18 protein-coding genes and 1 tRNA gene are annotated in these 23264 nt (G+C 60.9%); 8 read left to right on the top strand and 11 right to left on the bottom strand.

Annotated features, from left to right (window positions below; all coding sequences use genetic code 11):
* Positions 1–2 precede the first annotated feature (2 nt).
* The 3 genes from RDN59_RS00105 to RDN59_RS00115 all read right to left on the bottom strand — a co-directional run bounded on the left by RDN59_RS00105 (position 3) and on the right by RDN59_RS00115 (position 1600).
* Positions 3–461: a hypothetical protein gene (locus tag RDN59_RS00105; protein WP_308606009.1), complete on the bottom strand. Its 459-nt coding sequence runs from the start codon at positions 459–461 to the stop codon at positions 3–5.
* 112 nt (positions 462–573) lie between these two features.
* Positions 574–1038: a DUF6114 domain-containing protein gene (locus RDN59_RS00110; RefSeq protein WP_308606010.1), complete on the bottom strand. Its 465-nt coding sequence runs from the start codon at positions 1036–1038 to the stop codon at positions 574–576.
* Positions 1028–1600, bottom strand: coding sequence for a DUF6230 family protein (locus tag RDN59_RS00115; RefSeq protein ID WP_308606012.1), 573 nt, complete (start codon positions 1598–1600; stop codon positions 1028–1030). Before RDN59_RS00115 ends, RDN59_RS00110 begins: the two co-directional genes overlap by 11 nt.
* A gap of 112 nt (positions 1601–1712) precedes the next feature.
* Here RDN59_RS00115 and RDN59_RS00120 point away from each other — a divergent pair, with 112 nt between their 5' ends.
* The 4 genes from RDN59_RS00120 (at position 1713) to RDN59_RS00135 (ending at position 7717) form a co-directional block, all read left to right on the top strand.
* Positions 1713–4565 carry a (Fe-S)-binding protein gene (locus RDN59_RS00120; RefSeq protein WP_308606013.1) on the top strand — a complete coding sequence of 951 codons (2853 nt, stop codon included), beginning with the start codon at positions 1713–1715 and terminating at the stop codon, positions 4563–4565.
* A 69-nt stretch (positions 4566–4634) separates the two neighbouring features.
* A complete protein-coding gene (locus RDN59_RS00125) occupies positions 4635–5858 on the top strand; it encodes a cation:proton antiporter (protein WP_308606014.1) in 1224 nt (407 codons plus the stop codon).
* Between the two features lie 13 nt (positions 5859–5871).
* On the top strand, positions 5872–6483 hold the full coding sequence (locus RDN59_RS00130) for a DUF1707 domain-containing protein (protein WP_308606015.1): 612 nt from the start codon (positions 5872–5874) through the stop codon (positions 6481–6483).
* Positions 6484–6493: 10 nt separating this feature from the next.
* Positions 6494–7717, top strand: coding sequence for a pyridoxal phosphate-dependent aminotransferase (locus RDN59_RS00135; protein ID WP_308606016.1), 1224 nt, complete (start codon positions 6494–6496; stop codon positions 7715–7717).
* 77 nt (positions 7718–7794) lie between these two features.
* On the opposite strand, the gene RDN59_RS00140 is transcribed toward RDN59_RS00135, so the two are convergent.
* Positions 7795–9093: an HNH endonuclease signature motif containing protein gene (locus RDN59_RS00140; protein WP_308606017.1), complete on the bottom strand. Its 1299-nt coding sequence runs from the start codon at positions 9091–9093 to the stop codon at positions 7795–7797.
* Between the two features lie 121 nt (positions 9094–9214).
* Between RDN59_RS00140 and RDN59_RS00145 the strand changes: the two genes are divergently transcribed.
* On the top strand, positions 9215–10441 hold the full coding sequence (locus RDN59_RS00145; protein ID WP_308606018.1) for a YibE/F family protein: 1227 nt from the start codon (positions 9215–9217) through the stop codon (positions 10439–10441).
* Here the strand turns inward: RDN59_RS00145 and RDN59_RS00150 are convergent.
* Both RDN59_RS00150 and dcd read right to left on the bottom strand, forming a co-directional pair.
* Positions 10371–11717: a UDP-glucose/GDP-mannose dehydrogenase family protein gene (locus tag RDN59_RS00150; protein ID WP_308606019.1), complete on the bottom strand. Its 1347-nt coding sequence runs from the start codon at positions 11715–11717 to the stop codon at positions 10371–10373. The two genes, RDN59_RS00145 and RDN59_RS00150, sit on opposite strands and share 71 nt — an antisense overlap.
* Positions 11718–11771: 54 nt before the next feature.
* The gene (dcd, locus tag RDN59_RS00155; RefSeq protein WP_193629463.1) at positions 11772–12344 is read right to left on the bottom strand and encodes a dCTP deaminase; all 573 of its coding nucleotides are present in this window, start codon (positions 12342–12344) and stop codon (positions 11772–11774) included.
* Positions 12345–12431: 87 nt separating this feature from the next.
* Between dcd and RDN59_RS00160 the strand changes: the two genes are divergently transcribed.
* From RDN59_RS00160 to RDN59_RS00170, 3 genes are all read left to right on the top strand, one after another.
* Positions 12432–12505, top strand: a tRNA-Gly gene (locus tag RDN59_RS00160).
* A gap of 47 nt (positions 12506–12552) precedes the next feature.
* The gene (locus RDN59_RS00165; protein WP_070448130.1) at positions 12553–12741 is read left to right on the top strand and encodes a hypothetical protein; all 189 of its coding nucleotides are present in this window, start codon (positions 12553–12555) and stop codon (positions 12739–12741) included.
* A 107-nt stretch (positions 12742–12848) separates the two neighbouring features.
* On the top strand, positions 12849–13778 hold the full coding sequence (locus RDN59_RS00170) for a class C sortase (RefSeq protein ID WP_070624245.1): 930 nt from the start codon (positions 12849–12851) through the stop codon (positions 13776–13778).
* 86 nt (positions 13779–13864) lie between these two features.
* On the opposite strand, the gene RDN59_RS00175 is transcribed toward RDN59_RS00170, so the two are convergent.
* From RDN59_RS00175 to RDN59_RS00195, 5 genes are all read right to left on the bottom strand, one after another.
* On the bottom strand, positions 13865–17368 hold the full coding sequence (locus tag RDN59_RS00175; RefSeq protein WP_308606020.1) for a SpaA isopeptide-forming pilin-related protein: 3504 nt from the start codon (positions 17366–17368) through the stop codon (positions 13865–13867).
* A complete protein-coding gene (locus RDN59_RS00180) occupies positions 17368–18270 on the bottom strand; it encodes a hypothetical protein (protein WP_082254423.1) in 903 nt (300 codons plus the stop codon). Before RDN59_RS00180 ends, RDN59_RS00175 begins: the two co-directional genes overlap by 1 nt.
* A gap of 4 nt (positions 18271–18274) precedes the next feature.
* The gene (locus tag RDN59_RS00185; RefSeq protein WP_052750529.1) at positions 18275–19213 is read right to left on the bottom strand and encodes a class C sortase; all 939 of its coding nucleotides are present in this window, start codon (positions 19211–19213) and stop codon (positions 18275–18277) included.
* Positions 19214–19376: 163 nt separating this feature from the next.
* Positions 19377–20840, bottom strand: a complete 1464-nt coding sequence (locus RDN59_RS00190; RefSeq protein ID WP_046647569.1) for a SpaH/EbpB family LPXTG-anchored major pilin — start codon at positions 20838–20840, stop codon at positions 19377–19379.
* Between the two features lie 636 nt (positions 20841–21476).
* Positions 21477–23261 (bottom strand): ABC transporter ATP-binding protein, encoded by a 1785-nt coding sequence (locus RDN59_RS00195; RefSeq protein ID WP_308606026.1) that lies wholly within the window; start codon positions 23259–23261, stop codon positions 21477–21479.
* Between the last annotated feature and the right edge of the window lie 3 nt (positions 23262–23264).

Consider the following 23264-nt stretch of genomic DNA (forward strand, 5'->3'; position numbering starts at 1 on the left):
CGCTAGTCGACCGTCACGGACATTATCGGGGCCGAGAACGAGTCGCCCGTGAGGTTCGCCAGCTCGAGGGTGACGTCAGTGAGGGAAAGGTGTTCCATGAGAGCGTCGGGAAGCTCAGCGTCTGGGACAGGATTCGGCTGGGGTATACCGAGCTGATCGAGGACAGCGTTGATATCGCCGCCAGTGAGATCCGCCGTGACAGGAACGGTGTCCACGCCCTCGACAGCGGGCGTGGCAGTCACGGAGGTCGCCACGATACGCACTGAACCCTCCACTTCGGTCAAGGCGTCGTCGGTGGTGAGCAGCCCATCGCCGGCGTTGCCCGGCAGCGTGATAGCCAAATCGCGCACGACGAGGCGGTCCCCGGTCAGCTCCAGCACACGCACCTCCCCATCGCGGGTGGGCATCGTACCCAGCGAGGCTTTCACGTTCCCCGTCAGCGTCACCTCATCAGCCGTCACGGTAGAGAAATAAGGTTGTGCGGGCGCAACTTGCGCGCTTACGCCCCTCGCGCTCACCGCGAGGACTGCGACAATAGCGATCACTGCTTTCCGTGAGCGCGAAGGGCGGCGTTTACGCATCGCTAGGCTCCCAGGCCAAGGTCAGCGCGCCGCCGATGATGCCGAGCACTGAGCCGATAAGAAAGCCTCCCAAGTTGGAGGTGGGAAGCGCGATGACCGCCACGATGATGCCCAGCACGCCGAGGTAGGTCGCGGTTCCCGGGCGAAACCACGCGCCAAGGCCAAACATGACCAGCAACGCCCCGATAAGCAGCGTGGACACACCCGACACGGTAGAAATCATAACGAGCAGGTCCGAGATCTGCACCGTGAAGTAGGCCGGCATAGCGATGACGATGCCCGAAAGAATGAGCAGCAGCCCCGGAATAAACGGCCGCCCGGCGCGCCACGCCTTAAACCGCCCCCACGCCCCGCCTGTGGCTGCCGCGGGAGCTACAGCCTGGTCAACATCGAGAGAATCCGGCGCTTCTGCTCCATGCAGTGCTGCGTCGGAATCCCTAGCGTGATCAGCAGACATTATCGTGCCCCCGCCGCACAGAGACGCCCACGTTCTTTGCAGATAGCGTCTTCGCGCCGATGGAGGTGGCGCGCACGTCGTCGGCAGTCAGCGAAACCTGCTTGGCATAGAGGCCCCACGTCCCCGGGTCGGCGGACTGGGACAGCTGGCTGGCGTCGATGCCCACGTTCGCGTCCTGCATGACCAGCGAGCCCTCGATATTCGACGCACCGACGAGGAGACCAGTGGCCTCCACGCTGTTATCGCCTTTAGCCTTAAGCGCGAGCGTGGACTCCCCCACCGCAGGCAGGTCAGTGGTGACATACAGACACAAGTCCGAGGCCACCGCGTGCTCCATTTTGAGGCGGGCGGTGGGCACGTCCTCCTCGCCCTTCTTGTCGCTGTCCACAAACAAGGAAAAGCCGTCACCTTCCAAGTGACGAATGTTGACGTTGAAGAACGTACCCGACAGCGCCAGATTCGCCGTCAGACCGCCCTGCGCAACCGCAACTCCGGCCACTCCGAATGCTGCGAAGCCCGCAACGAGGCCCACCGCGGCCTTCGGAACATTGATTCTGCCCACAACGCCTCCTGAATTCTTAGCCCTCAAGATGATAGCTGAATGCTGACTCACTGATTTGGGGCCGGGGGATTTAAGGTAGGAGGCACGCACAGCAGCAATTAAAGGAGCGCGCATGTTCGGCTGGGTTGCCATCGCCGCATCGATCCCGGTGTGGCTGTACTTCATCTACCGCCTCACGGCGCTGTTTCGGTTTATCCGCTCCGGCGGTCCCACGCAGCTGAACCGTACCGACCGCCCCATGGCGCGCCTTGGCCGCGTGCTCATCGAAGTCTTCGGCCATACCCACTTCAAAGGCCGGCCACTAATCAATGCCGCGCACTGGCTCGTCATGGTGGGCTTCCTCTTCGGCGCCATCGTGTGGTTCGAGGCCTATATTCAAACCTTCGCGCCCGATAAGGGCTGGCCGTGGCTCGGCGACTGGCCGGTGTACCACTTCATCGAAGAGGTCCTCGCCATCGGCACCGTGCTCGGTATCTGTTTCCTCATCGGCGTGCGCCTCAAACTCGGCCACACCGACCGCGGCAGCCGCTTCTACAATTCGCAGGTCTTCCCCGCGCGCCTGGTGGAGGCCATCGTGCTCCTCGAAGGCCTGGGCATGCTCGCCGTCAAGGCCGCCGCCATCACCACGTACGGCGGTGGGTCCCCGTGGGCTGATTTCTTGACGATGCGTGTGGCGGGGGTGCTGCCGGCGTCGGCAAGCATGGTGCAATTCTTTGCCCTGGTGAAGCTGCTCACGGGCCTGGTGTTTATCGCGTGCATCGCGCGCTATTTCCAGTGGGGCGTGATGTGGCACCGTTTCCTGGCGTTTTTCAACATCTTCTTCCAACGCAACGCCGACGGCGAGAAGGCGCTGGGCGCTCTCCCCACGCCGGACTTGGAGGACCTCGAACCGGGGAGCTGGAAGATGCTTCTCGACGCCTCCTCCTGCACCGAATGCGGCCGCTGCCAGGACCTGTGCCCCGCGTGGAACACCGAGAAGCCGCTGAGCCCGAAGAAGCTCATGATGGACCTGCGCCAGGGCGCGCTGGATAATTACAACCCGCACGAGGGGCTCAACGTGCTGGCGATGGCGGGCACGATTGATGATGACGTTCTGTGGTCCTGCACCAACTGCGGTGCTTGCGTGGACCAGTGCCCGGTGGATATCGAACACATCGACCACGTGGCGGACCTGCGCCGGTTCAAGGTGCTGGCGGAATCTGATTTCCCGTCGGAGCTGACGGGGCTGTTTAAGAACATGGAGACGAAGGGCAACCCGTGGGGGCGCAACGCCTCGGAGCGGCGCGCGTGGATCGATGAGGCGCGCGCCGACGGCATCGAGGTGCCGATCATCGGCGAGGATGCGGAGGATTTTTCGGACCTGGAGTACCTGTTCTGGGTCGGTTGCGCGGGTGCCTACGACGACAAGGGCCGCGCCACGACGCGCGCGGTGGTGGACATGCTGCACACTGCGGGCGTGAAGTTCGGTGTGCTGGCCACGGGCGAGACCTGTACCGGCGACCCGGCGCGCCGTGCCGGCAATGAGTTCCTGTTCCAGGTGATGGCGGAGCAGAATGTAGCCACGCTTAACGACGCCTTTGCCGGCGTCCCGAAGGGTCAGCGCAAGATCATCACCACGTGCCCACACTGCTTCAACACGATCCGCAACGAGTATCCCGATTTCGACGGCCACTTCGATGTGCTGCACCATACGCAGCTGCTCAACCGTTTGGTGCGGGAGAAGCTGCTCGTGCCGGTGCCGCGGTCGCCGGAGAACCGCCGCCCCGTTACGTACCACGACCCGTGCTTCCTGGGGCGCCACAATAAAGTTTTCGACCCACCGCGTGAGCTCGTCGAGGCGACCGGTGCAACACTGGCGGAGATGGACCATAACCGCGACGAGGCCTTCTGCTGCGGCGCCGGTGGCGCGCGCATGTTCATGGAAGAAAACCTGGGCAAGCGGGTGAACGAGTTCCGCTCAGAGCAGGCCGTGGCGACCGGGGCCGAGCAGATTGCGACGGGCTGCCCGTTCTGCAATGTCATGCTGACGGGTGGTGTGAAGTCCATCGCGCCGCAGACACAGGTCAGCGATGTGGCGCTCATGCTTCGCGACGCCATTGCCCCCTCCGGCGACCTTCCCACCGCGCGCGAGAAGGCCTTCCTCGATACTCCCCGCCGCGAGCCTGTCCCAGAAAAGCCCGCTCCGGAACAGCCTTCCAGCCAGGTTGCGCAGTCAGAAGCGACAGCGCCGAGTACGCCAAACGCGGTCGCAACGCCAACGCCTCCTGCCGCGCCGACTGCACCGCAAGCACCCGCCGCGCCATCTACCCCGGCTGCGCCAACGGCTCCCAGTGCACCGCAGGCGCCATCAACGCCGACTGCACCCAGCGCACCGCAGGCCCCAGCTGCGCCGCATGTCGCAGGAGCTCCAACCGCTCCTACGGCGCCGAGTGCTCCCACAGCACCTACGGCAGCGTCCGTGCCAGACGCACCCGCGACTCCATCTGCAAACACTCCGGCACCGAACGCAGCCGCTGTACCGCAGGCACCAGCTGCCCCTTCAGCGCCGCCTACGCCCAGCGCTCCTGCGGCACCAGGCACACCAAACGCGGCCGCTGTACCAACCGCACTGGCGGCACCCAAGGCTGCAACAACGCCAAGCGCTCCCGGTGCACCGGCGGCGCCAGCAGATCCCCCGGCGGCGCCCAAGGCTGCAACAACGCCAAACGTTCCCGGTGCACCGGCGGCGCCAGCAGATCCCCCGGCGGCGCCCAAGGCTGCAACAACGCCAAACACACCGCAAGCACCCGCAGCTCCGGCGGCGCCCGCGGCACCGCACGCATCCACGGATGCTTCATCTAGTCCTTCGGTACCGAAGGCTCCGGCGGCGCCACCAGCACCGAGCGCACCAAATGCGGGCTCCGTGCCGAAGGCTCCGGATGCGCCACGCGCGCCGGAGAAAGGGGCGTCGGAAAGCGAGGACTAGTGCGACGTCAGCCACAGCAGCGCCGCGTGAGCTAGGCGTGCCTGGTTTCGCACAGGTACGCTCTACTCCATGCAATCTGACGTGACCTACGTCCTCGCCTCGGGCGACAACAATTACACCGACTCGCTGGTGTCCTTCGCATGGATCATGGCAGCAGCGCTGCTGGCGCCGTTGGTATCCCATATCCTCGGCAAGAAGATGCCGGCCGTGGCACTGCTTATTTTCTTCGGCATGCTCATCGGCCCCTCGATGTTGGGCTTGGCGCACGAAGACCCCGGCATCGGCATGCTGAAAGAACTCGGCGTCGGCGCGCTGTTCCTCCTCGCCGGTTTCGAAATCGATCTCGCCTCCCTGAAGTCTAAGGAAGCCGCGACGGGTTTCTCCACGTGGCTTATCTGCATGGTCGCGTGTGGTGTTGGTGCCTACTTCCTCATGGACGACATCCCCGGCGCCATCGTCATGGCCATCGCTTTAACCTCCACCGCCCTGGGTACCATCACGCCGATGCTCAAACAGGAGAAGCTCCTTGGCACGCGCGTGGGCGATTCCGTAGTCATCCACGGCGCGATCGGTGAGGTCGCGCCAATTACCGCGATGGCGCTCCTTCTGGGAACGCGCTCCACGTGGACAACGATGCTGATTCTTCTGGCCTTCATCGCAATCGCGGTGGCAGTGGCCATCATGCCCTTTGCTATTACGACGCTCATGCCGTGGTTCAAGGACGCCTTCATTTCCGGGGCGGGCTCAACGAACCAGACCATCATGCGCCTCATCATTTTGATTCTGGCTATCCTCATGGCGGTCACCGCCGTCTTTGAGCTCGATATCGTGCTGGGCGCCTTCGCGGCGGGCATCATCTTGAACCGCATCGTGCCCGATGAGTTTCATAAGGGCTTGGAGAACCGCCTCGACGTGGTGTTTTATTCCATGCTCATCCCCGTCTTCTTCGTGGTTTCCGGCATGGCTATTGACTGGAAAGTCATCATGGATGAGCCCCTCAAGGTCCTCGGAATCCCGCTGCTCATCCTGGTTACCCGCGGCCTGCCGGTGTTCCTGCGCGAAAACCTCCACCAAACTGGCTCCGACGTCGAAACCACCCGCGAGCGCCTCCAAGTGGCTCTCTACGCGGCGACCGGCCTGCCCATCATCGTGGCGGTCATGACGCTAGCGGTGGATTCCGGCATCGTCGATAGTGAAACAGCCTCCATCTTCATCGCCGGTGGCGCGCTCACCGTGGCTATCTTCCCGTTCCTCTCCGGTCTCGTGCGCGAAAAGACGGAAGAAAAGGACTGATAGAATATAGGGCGTGACTAATCCCTTCAGTATGCGGCTTTCCGACGCCGAACGGACCGACGCCGTCAACGACCTCGCCCAGGCCTTGGGTGAGGGCCGCCTATCGATGGACGAGTTTGAAGAGCGCACCGACGCGATCATGGAGGCGACGACTCGCCGCGAGCTGGCAGAAGTCTTCATGGATATCCCCACCAAGGCCAGCAGCGAGCTGAAGATTTACTCCCAGGGCGACGTCGCGCGCGCCTACCAGTCAACCCGGAAGCCCCGATTGGCCACGGCCATGGTGGGCTCACTGGGGCTTTTATTCGGCTCGATTGCATCCTTTGCTGCCCTGTCCGGCGTCACCGCCGCGCTGACCGGAACGGGTTTGCTTTTCCTCATCCCCGCGTTGTGGATCATGCTGTACGTGGCCAAGGTGGGCCCCGCGTCCTGGCACCAGCCCTCCGCGCGGCAGATTGAGCGCCAGCGCATGCGCGAGCTCAAGGCCGCCGGCGCTGAAGAACGCGCACAGATGCGGGCGTTGGAGCAGGCGCAGTGGGCGGAGAGGCGTCGCCAAGCAAGTGAAATCACCGGCGATGCGATGAATCTGGCCAAACGCAAGCTGGAAGAGTGGAACCAGAAGTAACATATCCGGCATGACACACAACCGGATTTTTGATCAATCCACCAAACTACAAGGCGTTGCCTACGATATTCGCGGCGAGGTTTCCACGGAAGCCGAGCGCATGGAGCTCGACGGGCACAGCATTCTGAAGCTCAACACCGGCAACCCGGCGGTGTTTGGTTTCGATGCGCCGGACGTGATTATGCGCGACATGATTGCGGCGCTGCCGACCTCCCAGGGCTACTCCACGTCGAAAGGTATTATCCCGGCGCGGCGCGCGATTGTGACCCGCTATGAGCTGGAGGATTTCCCCAGCTTCGATGTCAATGACGTGTACTTGGGCAACGGCGTCTCCGAGCTGATCTCGATGGTGACGCAGGCGCTGCTTGACGACGGCGACGAGGTTCTCATCCCCGCCCCTGACTACCCGCTGTGGACGGCGGCGACGTCGCTGGCGGGTGGCACGCCCGTGCACTATCTGTGCGATGAGGAGGATGATTGGAATCCGTCCATTGAGGATATTCGCGCAAAAGTAACGGAGAAGACCAAGGCCATTGTGGTCATTAATCCGAATAACCCGACGGGTGCCGTGTACTCGCGTGAGACCCTGCAGAAAATCGTGGATGTAGCGCGCGAGTATAATCTGCTGATTCTGGCGGATGAGATTTATGACCGCATTCTTTATGACGGCGCGAAGCACATTTCGATTGCCTCGCTGGCGCCGGACTTGCTGACGATCACGTTTAATGGCCTGTCGAAGGCCTACCGCGTGGCCGGCTACCGCGCCGGCTGGATGGTCTTGACGGGCCCGAAGTCCCATGCCCGCGGTTTCATCGAGGGCCTGGATTTGCTGGCGGGCATGCGCCTGTGCCCGAATGTGCCGGCACAACACGCGATTCAGGTCGCACTTGGTGGGCGTCAGTCCATTTATGAGCTCACCGGCCAGGGCGGGCGCTTGCTCAAGCAGCGCAATATTGCCTACGAGAAGCTCAACGAGATCCCTGGCGTATCCGTAGTGAAGCCGATGGGCGCGCTGTATTGCTTCCCGCGCTTGGACCCAGAGGTCTATGAGATTCACGATGACTCGAAGCTCATGCTCGACATCCTGCGCGCCGAGAAAATCCTCATGGTGCAAGGCACCGGCTTTAACTGGCCCACGCCGGATCACTTCCGTGTGGTTACGCTGCCGTGGGCCTCGCAGCTAGAGAACGCGATTGAGCGGCTCGGCAACTTCCTGGTGAGCTACCGCCAGTAGCACTGCTTCCCACGATCGGGCAGGCGTAACGAGGCGCGCTCGGCGCGAAAGCGTTCGCGCTCCCTTTGCCTCGAGCGTTAGCGGTCGGGCGGGGCGGGGCTTCCCGGCTCGGAACGTGCTGGCGGCGTGGCGGACTCTGCAGTGCGGGCGCTTGGCTGAGCACTGTCATGGCTTGCGGTGTCGTCGCGATGCTCGCGGATGCGCTGGGCTCGCGGTGCTCGGTGCGGATGGGCCGGCTCACGCGGATCGCGGGGGCCGGCTGGCACCCATTTGATCTTGCCGTTTTCGCGCACGATACGGCCACGGCCCGGGAGACCATTGATGGCGTTGTGATACTTGCACAGCGGGGTGAGGTTTTCGGGGTTTGTCTCGCCGCCGTTTCTCCATTCCTTGATGTGGTGTATCTGGCAATAATCAGCCCCACACAAGCAACGGCCCCAGGCACAGGTGGGTTGCTCGCCGCAAGCCATGATGCGCTGCTTCTCCGAGGCAACGCGCTGGGTGCGGTGGAGTTCCACGGGGCCTTTGACGCGGTCGACGAGCATGACGAGGCCTTCTTCTGCGAGCTCCCGCTCGATGAGCTCTTTACCCGTGATCTTGGCACCGTTGGAGAGCTGAATCACGATATCCCCAAGGTCGGGCGCCGCGCTGGTAGCGGATGTCTCATCGCTGATGCCAGCACGTGCATCGTGTCCGGCATCAGCAGCGGGGGTATCTGATGCTGCTCCAGGCTGGCTGGAAACCGGAGTTGCGGCGGAGTCGGGGCGCGGGGTGGACGGGTCGCCCAAGCGGCCCAAGATTGTGGCGTATTCGGGAAGCTCCATGACGGCGAGGGTCTGGGCCACGGGGCGGGCGAGGCGGCCTTCGCGAAACGCAGCGGTGAACGAGCCGACTGGATCGTCCTCATCGATGTTGGGGCGCAGGTCCTCGATGAGCGCGGCCGGGGCCGTGAGCGTGAGCTTCGACAGCTCCTTGCCGCGGCGAATTGTCACGCCCGGCTTCGGCGCGGGCGGCGGGTTGAGCTCACGAATGCGCTTGCGCGCATAGCGGGCCACGGCCTTTTCATCTCCCACGATGCCGCACAATTCAATGCGCAAATCCCACGCCTCACGCTGCTTCTTCAGCCTTCCTGCGAAGCGTTCAATGAGCAGCAGCGTGGGCAAGTCGTGCCCATTGGCGCGGGCGGCCGAAACGGCACGCGCTTGTTTGCGGGTGAAGGAGGTGGGGGCAAAGTAAACGTCGAAAAGCGCCAGCAAGGAACGCGCCACAGACTCCGGACCCCACACCCGCAGCTGCTCGAAGCTCAGCCCCGCAACGCCGGCGACGAGCTCGATGCCCGCCGCCTGGCTGCGAAGATGCGCTTCCACGAGGTTCATGCCAGCCACGCTAAACGCCCCATCCGCCTCACACAACGGCACCGCCGTCAGCCTGTGGATAACTTGTTGACCGTGTCAGCAATACTTTTCTTTATTATGAAACTCATTCACAATAGTAGGCATGACTAACCTCAGCCCGTGGCGCACGGGGCTCCTAGGATTTCTTGCCATCACGGCCCTCGCAACCCTGGCGGGACTATTCATCCTCCGCCCCACCAGCGCGCTCACTGAGCACACCAGCCCGGACTTTTCCACGACCTACGCCCTCAATCATCCACAAGTCGAAGGCACCGTGGAGACCATGGATAACCACCTGTGCTCCGATCCCCACACGGGCCGCGCCTTCGATGAGGCCCCGCTCATCCCCGCCGAGGGCGACGACACCTCCTGCTCCCGCGCCCTCATTGACCTGACCTCCGGCGCAGACGCAGGCCGCAAGACGCAGCTCGTATTCTATGGCGTGGCCAGTGACCCGACCCTCCACCCCGGTGACGAGGTAATTCTGACAGTTTCCAGCGACGGCACCTATGCCTTCGCTGATTTTCAGCGCAGTGGAAACCTTGCGTTGTGGGCTATTATCGCGGCCCTTGTCATTGTCGGCTTCGCCGCCTGGCACGGGCTACGCGCGCTGGTGGGCCTAGGAATCAGTTTGGCCATTGTGTTCTTTTACCTCATCCCCTCCCTCATCGAGGGCCATTCGGCACTGCCGCTGGCGCTCGTTACCTGCGCGGCCATCCTTTTCCTCGCCGTTCCTCTCGTGCACGGCGTGAACTGGAAATCCGCCTCCGCCCTGGGAGGCGCATTGGTGGCGCTGGCGTTGTCGGGGGCGTTGGGGTGGGCGTCGATAAGCAGCACGGCACTGACGGGTTCAAGCTCGGAGGATAACCTCAAGCTGCTGCTCTACATGCCGGGGGTTTCCGTCGTAGGTGTGCTGCTGTGCGGGTTCATCATCGGTGCGCTCGGCAGCCTCAACGATATCGCGGTGGCGCAGGCCTCCACCGTGCGCGAGCTCCACGCCGCCGACCCCACAGCCGGGCCCGGCACGCTCTTTACCTCAGCGATGAAAGTGGGCCGCGACCATATCGCCTCCATGGTGTACACCATCGTGCTGACCTATACCGGCGCGGCCCTGCCGCTGCTCATGCTCATCACGGCGGCGCAGCGCCCAGCCCTGCAGATCCTCTCCAGTGACCTCGTCGCCACAGAGGTTCTGCGTTCCCTGCTGGGCGCGATGGCGCTGACACTAGCGGTGCCGCTGACCACCGCGATTGCTGCGTTTACTGTGCCGGAAGGACGCGACCAAGCGCCTCGACGGTCCAGCCGGCCCCGCGCCAAGCATCGACGCTGAGCACGTTGCGGCCGTCAATGATGTGGCGGCGGGCCACGAGCTCGCCGGCCTCCGCCGGGTCGAGGTCGCGGAATTCCTGCCACTCGGTGGCGAGGATGACCAGCTCGGTGTCTTTGAGTGCCGCGCTTGCCGACGCCGCATAGTTCAGCGTCGGGAACACTTTCTTGGCGTTCTCCATACCTTGCGGGTCATAGACCGTGACAGCGGCACCGGCCAGGGAGAGCGAACCGGCCACGGAGAGCGCTGGCGAATCGCGGACGTCATCGGAGTTGGGCTTGAAAGCGCAGCCCAGCACGGTAACGCGGTGGCCCAAAAGGGAGCCATCGAAGGTCTGCTTTGCCAGGTCCACGACGCGGTCGCGGCGGCGCATGTTGATGGCGTCGACCTCACGGAGGAAGGTTAGCGCCTGGTCCGCGCCGAGCTCGCCGGCGCGCGCCATGAAGGCGCGGATATCCTTGGGCAGGCAGCCGCCGCCGAAGCCCAGGCCCGCGCCGAGGAACTTGCGGCCGATGCGCTCATCGTAGCCGATGGCGTCGGCAAGCTTGACCACGTCCGCCCCTGCAATCTCGCAGATTTCCGACACTGCATTGATGAAGGAGATCTTGGTGGCCAAAAAGGCATTGGCGGAGACCTTGACCAGCTCGGCGGTCTGCAGATCCGTCACGATGAACGGGGTATTCTGCGCCAGCGGCTGCGCATAGACCTCGCGGGCGACCTCTTCGGCGTTACTTACACCGTCGGCGAGCCCTGCCTCGCCGACGCCGAGGACGATGCGGTCCGGGGTGATGGTGTCCTTGACGGCGTAGCCCTCGCGGAGGAACTCCGGGTTCCAGGCGATTTCCACGCTGGTGCCCTCAGGGGCCAGTTCATCGGCCATCTCCTGCAGCCGCGCCGCGGTGCCTACCGGGACGGTGGACTTACCGAAGATGATGTGTTCGCCCTTGAGACGCGGCACGAGCTCCGTGATGACGGACTCCACGTAGGTGAGATCCGCGGCATAGGAACCGTGGGCCTGCGGGGTGCCGACGCCGAGGAAGTGCACGTTGGCGAATTCCGCGGCGTCATCATAGCTGGTGGAAAAGTCTAGGCGGCCGGCCTCGATGTTGCGCTCGAGTACCTCCGGCAGGCCAGGCTCATAGAACGGCACGCGGCCGCCCTTCAGAGCTTCAATCTTGTGTTCATCAACATCTACGCCGAGTACCTCGTGGCCGAGCTCCGCCATACAGGCGGCGTGTGTCGCACCTAGGTAGCCGGTACCAATAACAGTCATACGCATAACCGGCTATTTTAGGCGTTACAGCACCGGCCTGCCCGACGAGGGGCAAAATGTTTAGCGGAAGTTCAGATAGGACTTTGACGGCGTCGGTCCGCGCTGGCCCTGGTACTTCGAGCCCAACGCACCGGAACCGTACGGGGCTTCGGCCGGCGAGGACATCTGGAAGATGGCCAGCTGGCCCACCTTCATCCCCGGCCACAGGGTAATGGGCAGGTTCGCGGTGTTGGACAGCTCGAGAGTGATGTGTCCGGAGAAACCCGGATCAATGAATCCCGCCGTGGAGTGCGTCAGCAGTCCCAAGCGCCCCAAGGAGGACTTGCCCTCCAAACGCCCTGCGAGGTTGGCCGGCAAAGTGAACTTCTCCAGCGTGGCGCCCAGCACGAACTCGCCGGGGTGCAGGACGAAGGCATCGCCCTCGGCCACCTCCACTTCGCTGGTGAGGTCCGGCATTTCCTGTTTGGGGTCAATATGCGTGTAGCGCGAGTTATTAAACACACGGAAGAACTTGTCCAAGCGCACATCGATGGAGGAAGGCTGGACCATCTCGGCGTCGAAAGGCTCGATGCTCAAACGCTCGGGAGCATCAGCGGCGATGGCGGCACGGATATCACGATCAGAAAGAAGCACGGTTGATAGTCTACCTCCCCACTGGGCCTTTTATGGCCTCGGGCGGCGGCGGTGCTAAGCTTTACGACGATGCACATTCTGCATTGCGCCGACGTAGTTTAATGGTAGAACTGCAGCTTCCCAAGCTGCTGGCGCGGGTTCGATTCCCGTCGTCGGCTCCACGTATTTTCCCAGTTCATGGACTAATTTCATACCTACAGGATGGACCATGACAGCCCCTATCTTCACGCCCAAAACCACAGCGGAGCTTCGCGCTGAACGTGAGCATGTACTTCAAGATCTTGCGCCCCGCACAATCGATGAGCTCCGCGAACAGCGCGCGGTTGATCAAATTTTAGCCATCGACGAGGCCACTCTGAATCGGTATGAAGCCCTGTGCTTCGTTATCGGCGACTAGACAGACACGTTTTCTCTCAGAGCTACATCGTCCCTAGCCTGAGATTCAAAAATTACCCCCACGTCAATACCAGGGCGTGCGGTAACAAACCCCACAGGCAGGACACAATGGGCAAGCACGAACCAGCGGAAATCAGCGACGCACCCAAGAAGAAGGGCGTCAACCCCAACGCCATCATTGCGTTAATTCTGATCCTCGTCGGTCTCGGTGTCTTGCTCTACCCCGTCGTGGCCACGCAGTGGAACAACCACACCCAATCCCGCGCCGCCGAGGAATACGCCAAGCTGGAGAAGCAAGCCCCGCCAGAAGTACTGCACACCGCCTGGGAGGAGGCACAGGCCTACAACGCCCAGCTGGGCCAAATCAGTGTGGAAGACGCTTGGACCACCACCGATGACGAGAACTCTCCCGAGTACCAGCGCTACCGCCAATACCTGTCTGTGTTGTCAGAGACCGATGCCATGGGTCGCATCGTCATCCCCTCTATTGATTCCGATCTGCCCATTTATCACGGCACCTCAGAAAGAGCACTCTCCCGCGGCGCTGGCCACCTCTACGGCACGGACCTACCTGTCGGTGGCGTGGGGAACGGCGAGGGCAGGCACGCAGCGCTCTCTGCTCACACGGGTCTACAGAATGCCACGCTGTGGGACAACCTCACCAAGGTCAAGAAGGGCGATGCTTTCTACATCGCCGCCGGCGGCGAGAAGCTCAAGTACGAGGTGCACGATATTCGGGTCGTCGAGCCTGCGGACACCAGCTCGCTCCACCGTGAGCCAGGCCAGGACCTCGTTACGCTCATTACCTGCACCCCCTACGGTGTAAATACCCACCGCTTGCTCGTCACCGGCCACCGAGTGCCAATGGATCCGGAAGACGAGGCCGCATTCAACAGCTCTGGTATTCACTGGCAGTGGTGGATGTGGGCCATTCTGGCTGCCGCTGCCATCATCGTGCTTCTTCTCATCTACTGGTGGCGCAAATATGTCAGCAATGCCAAGGACACCGTGATTGACGACGACCCGCAGGACTCCTAACCGACAATGAGCATGCAATAAGGCCCGCCCTTCCTTTTGTTATTGGAAGAGCGGGCCTTTTCTAACAGAAACCGCTAACGCTTGTTCTATACCCGGCGACGTCGCAAAGCAAGGCACCCAGCCGCGATAATAGTGACTCCGGTGAGCGCCCACAGGCCTACGCCCTCACCACCGGTCTTGGGCAGCGTGCCCTTGGTGATGTCGGCGACCTGAAGGACCCCGAGCTTCTTCACGCAATTGGTACCGGTATCGGGCTCAGCGCACCTATTGCCTGTGATCACGGGACCTCCAGAGAGCACCTTGATGACTGCATTGCCATTCTGATCCCACTCCGTCGAGAACTTGATCGGCGCGGGCAGCAGGTTATAGCCGTTCGGCGCCTTCGTCTCGATGAGGTAATAAACGCCAGGGGCATCCAAGCCTTCGAGCTTGACGCGGCCTGTGGTGGTGGTCGTGGACTGCTTCACCACGGGGTTAGCATCAACGTTGACGCTGCCATCCGCGTTTAGCTTCAGGTTGCCGTTAGCATCACTGCGGTGGACGGTGAACTGCGCGCCGCCAAGCAAACCGTCGGTTTGGATCTCGTCCGGGTTGTCCGGGTTATAGCTCGCCTTTTCGAGCAGGACGTCCATCGTTTCCTTGGTCCCCAGCGGGATACAGTCAGTATCCTTCCAGCCGCCCATTTCTGCCTCATTCATGAGGCCAAATTTAGGCTCGTACAGGCCACCCTTGGTGTAGCAGCGGGTGTTTCCTGAAGGTTGGCTCGGGTAGCCGGCGGGTACAGAGGTGCTGTCCAGTTTTGAACGATCCAGCTTGAAGCGCACCGTTACCTCGTAGACGTGCTGCCCAGTGCTTCCGTCAACACCCTTGGGTTTAATGATCTTCGGAGTGTCATTCTTGTTGAGCTCAAAGGGGCCGGCACCTTGGTACGCACGCGGCTGGCTGGTCTTGTTGAACTCGTCCTTGAAGATCACAGTGGCCCCAGTAACCGTGGCAGCACCAACAAACCTCGGGGTGTCCGTGAGCTTGCCGTAGATCACGTCGTTGGTGTCGAAGCCAGGTGCGTCCGGTGCCTCAACTACGACGTTGTACTTCGCGGTATATTCATTCGCTGCACCAGGAACAGGTTGCGGTGTGCTGTCGACGGCAACCTTATTGAAACAGGCTTCAGTAGCGACGTTGTCATCTTCAGCCGGGCTAGACTCCCCGTCCGTAGCCTGGAAAGCAACCTTGTTCGGACTACATACCGTCTTGAGGTTCCCGTATTCATCTGTTCGCACCGGCGCAGAGACGACATACTCTACCTTCGCGTGCCCTGGAAGAGTACCAACATAGCCCATCATGTATCGGGACTCACCGTCCGCTCCGGATGGGACAATCATGCCTGCATAAATACCAGTTCCCGGCGCAATCTGATCAGGCCCGGGCTTTTGACCGTTGACCTCGGTAGATCCTGCTCCAAATCCCTCGAATTTCGCAGTGGGACCGGAAGCGTTCACTCCATAGTGAGTATCCGTTGGTAGGTATTCCCAGAATGTGCCGCCCGAACTGGTGTTATCCGTGGTGTTTTCCACGGAGATGGTCCAGAAAGTACGCACCTCGCCGTTTACCACCTTGGTCTCCGAGCGTTGCTTCTTCACCGCAATGTTTGATTGCAGCCCTGGCGGTGGCGGAACTAGGTCGGAGGCCGCGTCCGTGTTAAATGAAGCAGGCAGGTTGTTCATTATGTTGACCAGCTCGAACTTCGGGCTATCATCATCTGGGTTGGTGATCTTTAGCTCAAAGCCCAGCTGATTCGCATTCGCACTACCCGAGCCAAAGCCCAGGTTTCCATTGGAGTAGGTCCACGCCTTGCCCCAAGAAGCAGAGGGGTTCGAGATCGTGCGCCCATCGAAGGTCTTGATGCCGGTGAGATCCCAGGTCCTGATGTCGCCGGTCTGTGTGTCAATGCGTTCAAGGATAAGCTTGTCGCCTGCCTGAGCCTTACTCTGGAAACCCCACATATACTTCTGGGCCTGCGGGAGCACCGCCCAGTCCTCCGAGTAGGACTTCTGGCTTCCTAGCACGCGTTGAGCCGTGACTTTGTCGACGTCGACCTTATAAAGGTGACGGCTACCAGAAGTGGACGTGTTGGCCACAAAGAATCCCTCGCTGGTGTACACGCCAGCGTTGAGGACATCCCGGTCGCCGCTCGTTTCAAACGGGGTACCGGTACTTCCGGCCTTTAAAATAGGCCCAAGATTATATACTTCACCGGTTGCCGGATTGATCTGAAGGAGATTTCCTGCCGGGTAGCAAGGATCACCATTTCGGCCGCGACTCTGGCTCACCGCATAGAGCCAGTTATCACTCGAATCAAAGGCTAGAGCATTGTACACCCAGGGAGTGGACTCTCCCACCTGGCGAAAGTCTCGGCCTTGGTTGACTTGACGGCTCAGAATGGAAGTGTCTCGGCGAAGATCCTTAGGTTCACTGGTTACAACGTAGACAGGGTTACCGTCGGCAAATTCAGCTGGGGTGAGATCGCGCTTTGGCTGTCTGCTTGTAACCGGATCTTGGCACTCCTCTTTCGCAGGAACGGTGAAGGAAGCTGTAAACACTGTATCGGCTGGCCCGCGGTGAACACCCTTAAACTGAATCTGTGCGGTGCCACCAATAGTAATCTGCGGCAGGATGACTTGGTATTCCTTGGCGCTAATCCTTTTGTAGGTCACCTTCGCCTCATACCAACCTCCGTTGGCACCGGTGTAATAGATCGTCAGGTCATCAGGGTTAGTCGATAAATAACTGTTAACGCTGGATTTGAGGGTAACCACCGTGCCTTGCGGAATGGACAGCTGGCCGCCAAAAAGCTCACCGGCCGGAATCTTAAAGTTCGGGATATAGCGGCTTCCCTTGAGCACGTATCCATCGTTTACCATCGTGATGGTGCGGTCGCCTGCAGCGTACGGGGTAATGTTCGGCGCCGCCATCAGACGGGCTGGGGCCGCGTCAACGTCAGCAATATCAAGCGGCTCAGTCACCTCCGAAGGGGCTTCTAAGGCTTCGCTGGATTCAGGTGATGACGTGCTGGTAGTCTCCTCGGCTACTCCACGCGCATCGACGGATATCCCGCTCAGTTCGGAATCCTCTGCGACCGCCGGGGTCTTCAATGAGAAAGCTGCTCCCGCTGGCACGTCAGTAGAAAGGCCAGTGATGCGGAAAGTCACTGAAGAGCTGGTCGATTTTACAACGAGGTTGTCTCCTTCGCGGACGGGGATCACTTCGCCGTCGATAGTCAGTGTGTAGGCCGAGCCGTCGAACTCTAGTCCTGCAGTCTCAACAGTGAACTCCAAGTCCTCCACGGTTCCGGCGTCAATAACGTGGCCTTCAAACGTTGCGGAGTCGCCAGCAGTCAGGCTCAGCTGGTCTGCAGAATCGAGCTCAGCGCGCAGGGCCGTGGTTTGTGCTTCAGCGACAGCACCAATGATGCCGGGCAGAGCAGCCGGTGCAGCAACACCAACAATGAGAGCCAGTGCAGCAATGAACGCCGCTAAGACGCGCCAGCGGTACACTACCGGCTCGGCCGAGTGAGTATCTGTCCAGGACATTAGCGTCCCTCGCTTTCTGAATTCTTCCTGCGGCTAAAAGCAATCATCACGAAACCGGTAGCAATCAATGCCAACGCTCCGGCCACCACACCGAGTACTTCTGCACCGGTCATTGCCAATGAGCCTCCATTCCCTTGCGAACGGTTCGGGGAATCTGAAGTTGTGTTTGTACCAGATTCCGGGTTGTTAGGTGGCGTTGTCCCAGGCTCGTGCGGAGTCTCTCCTGGCTTTGTCGGTGGTACCGGGGGAATCAACGGAGGGAACACCGGCGGAAACTTTGGCGTTGTCCGCGGAGTACTCGAGGTTGTCGATGGAGTATTCGGGGTTGTCGGGGCCGTGGGGGTCGTCGGCGGCGTCGGCGTTTCACCCGGCTTGTGGGTCTTGGCCACAATCACTCCTGGCACTGGGTTCGGATTGTCCACCACTGTGTGGAACGGAACCACCACCACAAACGGACTAATCTCCCGGTAGGAGTCATCCGGGGCCGTCGACGTCACCACATAGAAACCATTGGCAAGACCACCAAACGTCACCTCTCCATTGGCATCGGTGACTTTCTCCGCGTGCATATCAGTGCGCCAATCACGAACCTCGTCGAGATTCGCGTTCCGTACGCGGGCTGCGTCGTCAGCGTTGGTCGGGTCCAAGCCGGCAAGCCGGGCCAGACGAATCGTAACTCCCTGAATCTTTCCCGCAGGCGCATGACCATCGTCATTCGGATTACCTTGTGTAAGCCGCACTGTCACCGTATCCGTAGCCATAGTGCGCTCCGAACCAGTGGACTGCTGCCCGGCAACCTGCACCGCTTCCGCAGCAACCGTGCCCGGCCCTGCGAACGCAACCGCACACGCTACTCCGACGGCAACCACTCGGGCCGACCATGCATTTGTCAACCTCTTCATCGCTTTACTCCCGCACGCTACTTTCCTTATTAATTACTTCTTGCACCCCGGTAGCCGCCTTCTGGCGCCGCAGCCACCAAACTAGCCAACAACCAATAACAATCACCGCAGCTAGCAGCACAAACATCCACCACTGCCAGCCCGGGCCATGGGAGCCTTCAAACAACGTTTCTTCCCCCGGCTCTAAGGCCACCTGATGGCCACGCACCAACAAGCGATGCGTATTGATCCCGTACGGGGTGCACGTAATCAACGTGACGTAATCCTTATTGGCGACTGGCCGCAGACTATCTACCTCACTCGGCAGAACCACTTGTATGTCATCTACAACATACTTCATTTTATGGCCAGCAACCTGGATATAGAATGCATCGCCCTTAGCGGCCGAATTGAGGTGATCAAACATCGTCGAATTTGATAGACCCGTGTGCCCGGTGATGACGGAATGAGTTCCTGCTCCTCCTACCGGCAAATCAGAGCCATACAAGTGCCCTAACCCACGCTGCAGTGTTTTGTCCGCAGTGCCATGAAACACCGGCAGATCGACGTCTATTGCTGGGAACACGAGGCGGGCCATCGCTTCGGTCTCACCCAACTGTTCCAGGTAAGCCTCATAATCGGGATTATCCACACCGATACGGTTCAGCCACGGATCCAAGATCGGACCCGACGTATGCTCCTCGTTGTACGCATGCGCAGCATCCCATACGGAGTCCTGCACCTGCGCCGGTGTCTCTTTGTCCAGTCGCGCATACTCTTGCGCCACCCGTGAGGCATTCCAGTTGTTCCAGGCGGTCGAGACCACTGGGTACAGCATCACCAACAACCCGACGACAACGATTACCGCCGGAAGAGCTAAGCCTCCACGGCGCCTGTGCCGCCTGCCAGTTTCTTGGCCTACCACCGAAGTCAACGACCCGCACCACCCAAAACAATGCCCCACGCGCTAGCGCAGCGCGACCGGGATTACAACGAAAGATAAAGATAGGGACCGGAATCTACGCCTAGTCCAGTCCCCTCATTGGGTCGGGCGGCCTACCTTGGCTACCCGACCCGCAGCGCAGACCACCATGGACAGTCTGCGCTACCGGAACTACGCCCGGCTATTAGTTACGCGCGGTACGACGAGCGAACCAAGCACCTGCCGCAACAATCGCTGCACCGATAGCTGCCAGGATGCCCACACCGGCGCCACCAGTCATCGGCAGGTTCGGGGTGTCGCGCTTGACGTTCTCAATCTCTGATACGAGGGTGATGGCATCGTCGCCCTCACCGGTCTTCGCGATATTCTCGCGGGTGAAGTCAATCTCGGTAACGTTCTTCTCCGGCAGTACATAACCAGCCGGAGCCTTGGTCTCCTTCAGACAGAACTTCTTCGTAGCCGGTGCTTCCTTGTTGTCCTCGAAATCCGTGACGTGCAGACCGTCGATGGTGATGGTGCCATCGGTACCCGTGGTCCATTTGTCCTGTTCCTTGACAGTCAGCTTCGCGCCCAAGTTAGCTGCCGAGGTGCACTGGTAGAGCTCAAACTCAGCGCCTTCCAGGACCTTGCCAGTCTCCTTGCCATCCTTCTTCACAACCTTCAGCTTGCCGTGGTAGGTCACGACCTCGTTGGTCTTGTTCGTGACCTCGTTACCGGTATTCGGGTTGTTGAAGATGACGTCAGCCTGGTTCTTCAGCTCAGTGGTGTCGCCAACCTCCTTGCGCTTAACCTCGAAAGTCAGGGACATTTTGTCACCGGACTTGACCTTGGCAAGACCAGCATCGGTCAGCTTCACGACAAGCTTGTTGCCGTTCTCAGCGGGGTTGTTCACGGAATAGTCGCCGGCCTCAAGAACGGTGTCGCCGGCCTTGACCTCGGTAACCTGCTGGAAGTCCAGGCGCTTGTCCAGCTGATCCTCGAAACGGAAAGCAGTCAGCTTCTTGCCTTCGCCCCAGGTTGGGGCATCCGCATTGATGGTGTAGGAGTAGGCGTCCTGGATGTTCTTATCCGCATCCTTAACGGTCTTCTCGGTCTTGGTTTCCGTGTTCTTCGGGTAGGCCACAACATCGTAGTTCCACGCGTCGGAGGCCTCGTTAACCATCGGCACCGACACGATGAACGGAGCACCAGAAACGATGCCAGCCGGAGCGCCGGTCTCCTCAACGAGGTAGATGCCCAACGGAAGATCAGTGAAGGCTACCTTGCCCTCAGCATCGGTGGTCAGCTCGAACGTCGTGTTAGTCTTGTTTTCGTCCTTGACATCTGCAGCCGACTTCGGGAAGGTCGACCAGTCACCATTCTGCAGGTCGTAGTCAAGCTTGGTGATCTTGTAAGTCACACCAGAAAGAGGGTCACCCGGTACGTTCCCCATCTCCCCACCGGTCGCGGGGGTGTCGGACTCAGCACCCTTCTTCTTGTAGAGGGTAATCGAACCCTTCTTGCTGAAATCGATGTTTGCCTTGTTCACGGCACCCTGCTCAACGGCAGGTGCTTCCTCGGCCAGGGCGCCCGGAGCGGAGATTCCCAGGGAGAGGCCTACGACTGCTGCGAAAGTGACCGAACGAGCGGTACGAGAGATCTTGTTCACGGAAACAGGTCCTTTACATGAGTTGTGTAATGAGACACCGCGCCTCATCAGCTGTACGCAATCCACTCCACACGGTTTACACACCATGGCCCGGCCCATCGCTAAGAGTCTTTCACCCACATAGAGCGACGTCCCCAAGAAGGTAAGGCACCTACCCGGGCCCCTAGCCTAAGTAACGGTAGCCTGTGGATTACATAGCTAGACCCTATACCTAGAAGAAGAAATGCGATATCGAACAAATGCCCGCTTCCCATAAAACCAGCTAGCCCTCTCAAGTAATCGCCCCCCCCCCCGCGCAGATAATAATTATATTCGCAGTTAAACTGCGGTATTGGTAGCTGCCATTCCACTTTGAGTGATATCGACCTCACCGCCCCCTTACGGGGGCTCTAGCAGCCTTGCCCAGGCACATTGGTGGCAACTATCTCACTGCGAAACGCTTACCAAGAGCGCCATGCAACCACCAGCACAACCATTAACACTGTCAATATCGCCAGGTAGACGTGAATCTTCATGGGCAACCACTGGGGCGCGGCAAGAAGGTACCTCAGGACAATCCCGAAGCCATATATTTTCTCGGTCTTTAACAAACTCCAGATAGAAAGCTAACATCCCTAGGTTTCTTGGCGGGGCTCTCTAAGAACGATCACCAGTAGTTTTCGCGGCACGAAGGAGCGCCGCATAAGCGCCGTCGCGGGCCAGCAGCTCAGCGTGGGTGCCGCGCTCGGCCACGCGGCCGGCGTCGAGGACGACGATCTGGTCGGCATCGCGGATGGTGGACAGGCGGTGCGCGATGACCAGGCGGGTGGCGTCCGCACCAAGCACTGCTTCCTGGATAGCGCGCTCCGTTTCGTTGTCCAGGGCCGAGGTGGCCTCATCCAGGATGAGCACCTGCGGTCGGCGCAGCAGCGTGCGGGCAAGCGAGAGGCGCTGCTGCTCACCGCCGGAGAAACGGTAGCCGCGCGAGCCTACGAGAGTATCGAGTCCCTCGGGAAGCGCGGCGATGACCTCGTCCACGCGGGCGGAGTGCAGGGCCGCCCACATCTGTTCTTCACTCGCCTCCGGCTGCGCGAAGAGGAGGTTCTCCCGCACCGTGCAGTGGATCAAGTAGGTCTCTTGGGAGACCACGCCAATAACCTCCGCGCGCTGCTCCGGCGGAATGTCACGCAGGTCGACTCCGCCCAGGCGCACGGAGCCGGTGGTCGGGTCAGCCAAGCGCGCCATAAGTGCAGCGACGGTGGACTTGCCGGAACCGGTATGCCCCACCAGGGCGGTGGTGGTATGGGCGGGGATGGAAAGGGAGACGTCGGAAAGCGCGTCGGTGTCGGTGCCGGGGTAGCGGTAGGAGACGTTGTGGAGGGTGAGGGAGGCGTCGGCAAGCTGGGCGGGCTCGGTGGCCTCAGTGAGATCGGGCTCCAGGTCCAGGTACTCAAAGATGCGGCTGAACAGCGCCATCGACGCCACCCACTGCGCGCCCACGTTAAGCAGGCCAGTGATGGGGCGGAAGATCTGGGTCTGCAGGGTGGAAAAGGCGATGAGCGTGCCAATCGTAATCCCCGGACGCAGGCCGGCCACCAGGTAAATCAGGGCTGGCATGACCCCGAAAATGATTTGCGTCAGCGCCATGCGCCAGCGCCCGGCCAGCTGTGATTCGAGCTCCAGTCGGATGAGGGAGCGGGAGGTTTTCTCAAACGTGTCATAGACGCGCTCCTGAGCACCCAACGTGGCCGCCAGACGCATACCGGAAACGGACAGATTCTCCGAAATGGTCTGCTGCAATGTCGCCTGCGCGCGGCTGTTTTTCTCCATGAGGCTGCGGCGCAGCACGGCGGCGCGGCGGGTGAGCCACACGGCGGGTGGCAGCACCACCAGGGACAACAGCGAGAGGGTGGGCGAAAGCGCCACCATCGCCACCAGGGTGGCCACCGTCATGGTGAGGTTGCTGGCCACGGACGTCGCGGTGGTGGTGACCATGCCGCGCATCGCTGCGATGTCATTAGTCAGGCGCGATTGAATCTCACCGCCGCGGTTATTGGTAAAGAACTGCAGCGATTGGCGCTGCAGGTTGGCAAAGACCTGCGTGCGCAGCTCGTGCATGATGGTGTGCCCCACCCGCGCGGATAAAAAGGACTGGATAACGCCAATGGCCTGAGAGACCACGGTGATGGCCAGCATGCCACCCACCAGCCACAGAAGCAGCGTGGTGTCGTGCTCAGGAATCGCCTCGTCCACGGTGCGGCGCACCAAGAAAGGCTGCACCACGGTCAGCCCAGAAGTCGCGATGATGAGCGCAACCACCAGCAGCAGCGTGCCGCGGTGGGCTGCGAAAAGGCCGGCGACGCGACCAAACTTCACTGGGTGCTGGGCCAGCTGATCGACGTCCGCCGGGTCCTTCACCGCGGTGTGCATCGGCCGGGTCATGGC

The sequence above is a fragment of the uncultured Corynebacterium sp. genome (assembly GCF_902489365.1).
Taxonomy (GTDB): domain Bacteria; phylum Actinomycetota; class Actinomycetes; order Mycobacteriales; family Mycobacteriaceae; genus Corynebacterium.

What these genes read in the sequence shown, in the direction of transcription:
- RDN59_RS00110 (WP_308606010.1), bottom strand. Translation starts at nt 1,038, where the DNA reads ATGTCTGCTGATCACGCTAGGGATTCCGACGCAGCACTGCATGGAGCA.
- RDN59_RS00120 (WP_308606013.1), top strand. Translation starts at nt 1,713, where the DNA reads ATGTTCGGCTGGGTTGCCATCGCCGCATCGATCCCGGTGTGGCTGTAC.
- RDN59_RS00125 (WP_308606014.1), top strand. Translation starts at nt 4,635, where the DNA reads ATGCAATCTGACGTGACCTACGTCCTCGCCTCGGGCGACAACAATTAC.
- RDN59_RS00135 (WP_308606016.1), top strand. Translation starts at nt 6,494, where the DNA reads ATGACACACAACCGGATTTTTGATCAATCCACCAAACTACAAGGCGTT.
- RDN59_RS00140 (WP_308606017.1), bottom strand. Translation starts at nt 9,093, where the DNA reads ATGAACCTCGTGGAAGCGCATCTTCGCAGCCAGGCGGCGGGCATCGAG.
- RDN59_RS00145 (WP_308606018.1), top strand. Translation starts at nt 9,215, where the DNA reads ATGACTAACCTCAGCCCGTGGCGCACGGGGCTCCTAGGATTTCTTGCC.
- RDN59_RS00150 (WP_308606019.1), bottom strand. Translation starts at nt 11,717, where the DNA reads ATGCGTATGACTGTTATTGGTACCGGCTACCTAGGTGCGACACACGCC.
- RDN59_RS00165 (WP_070448130.1), top strand. Translation starts at nt 12,553, where the DNA reads ATGACAGCCCCTATCTTCACGCCCAAAACCACAGCGGAGCTTCGCGCT.
- RDN59_RS00170 (WP_070624245.1), top strand. Translation starts at nt 12,849, where the DNA reads ATGGGCAAGCACGAACCAGCGGAAATCAGCGACGCACCCAAGAAGAAG.
- RDN59_RS00175 (WP_308606020.1), bottom strand. Translation starts at nt 17,368, where the DNA reads ATGTCCTGGACAGATACTCACTCGGCCGAGCCGGTAGTGTACCGCTGG.
- RDN59_RS00180 (WP_082254423.1), bottom strand. Translation starts at nt 18,270, where the DNA reads ATGAAGAGGTTGACAAATGCATGGTCGGCCCGAGTGGTTGCCGTCGGA.
- RDN59_RS00195 (WP_308606026.1), bottom strand. Translation starts at nt 23,261, where the DNA reads ATGACCCGGCCGATGCACACCGCGGTGAAGGACCCGGCGGACGTCGAT.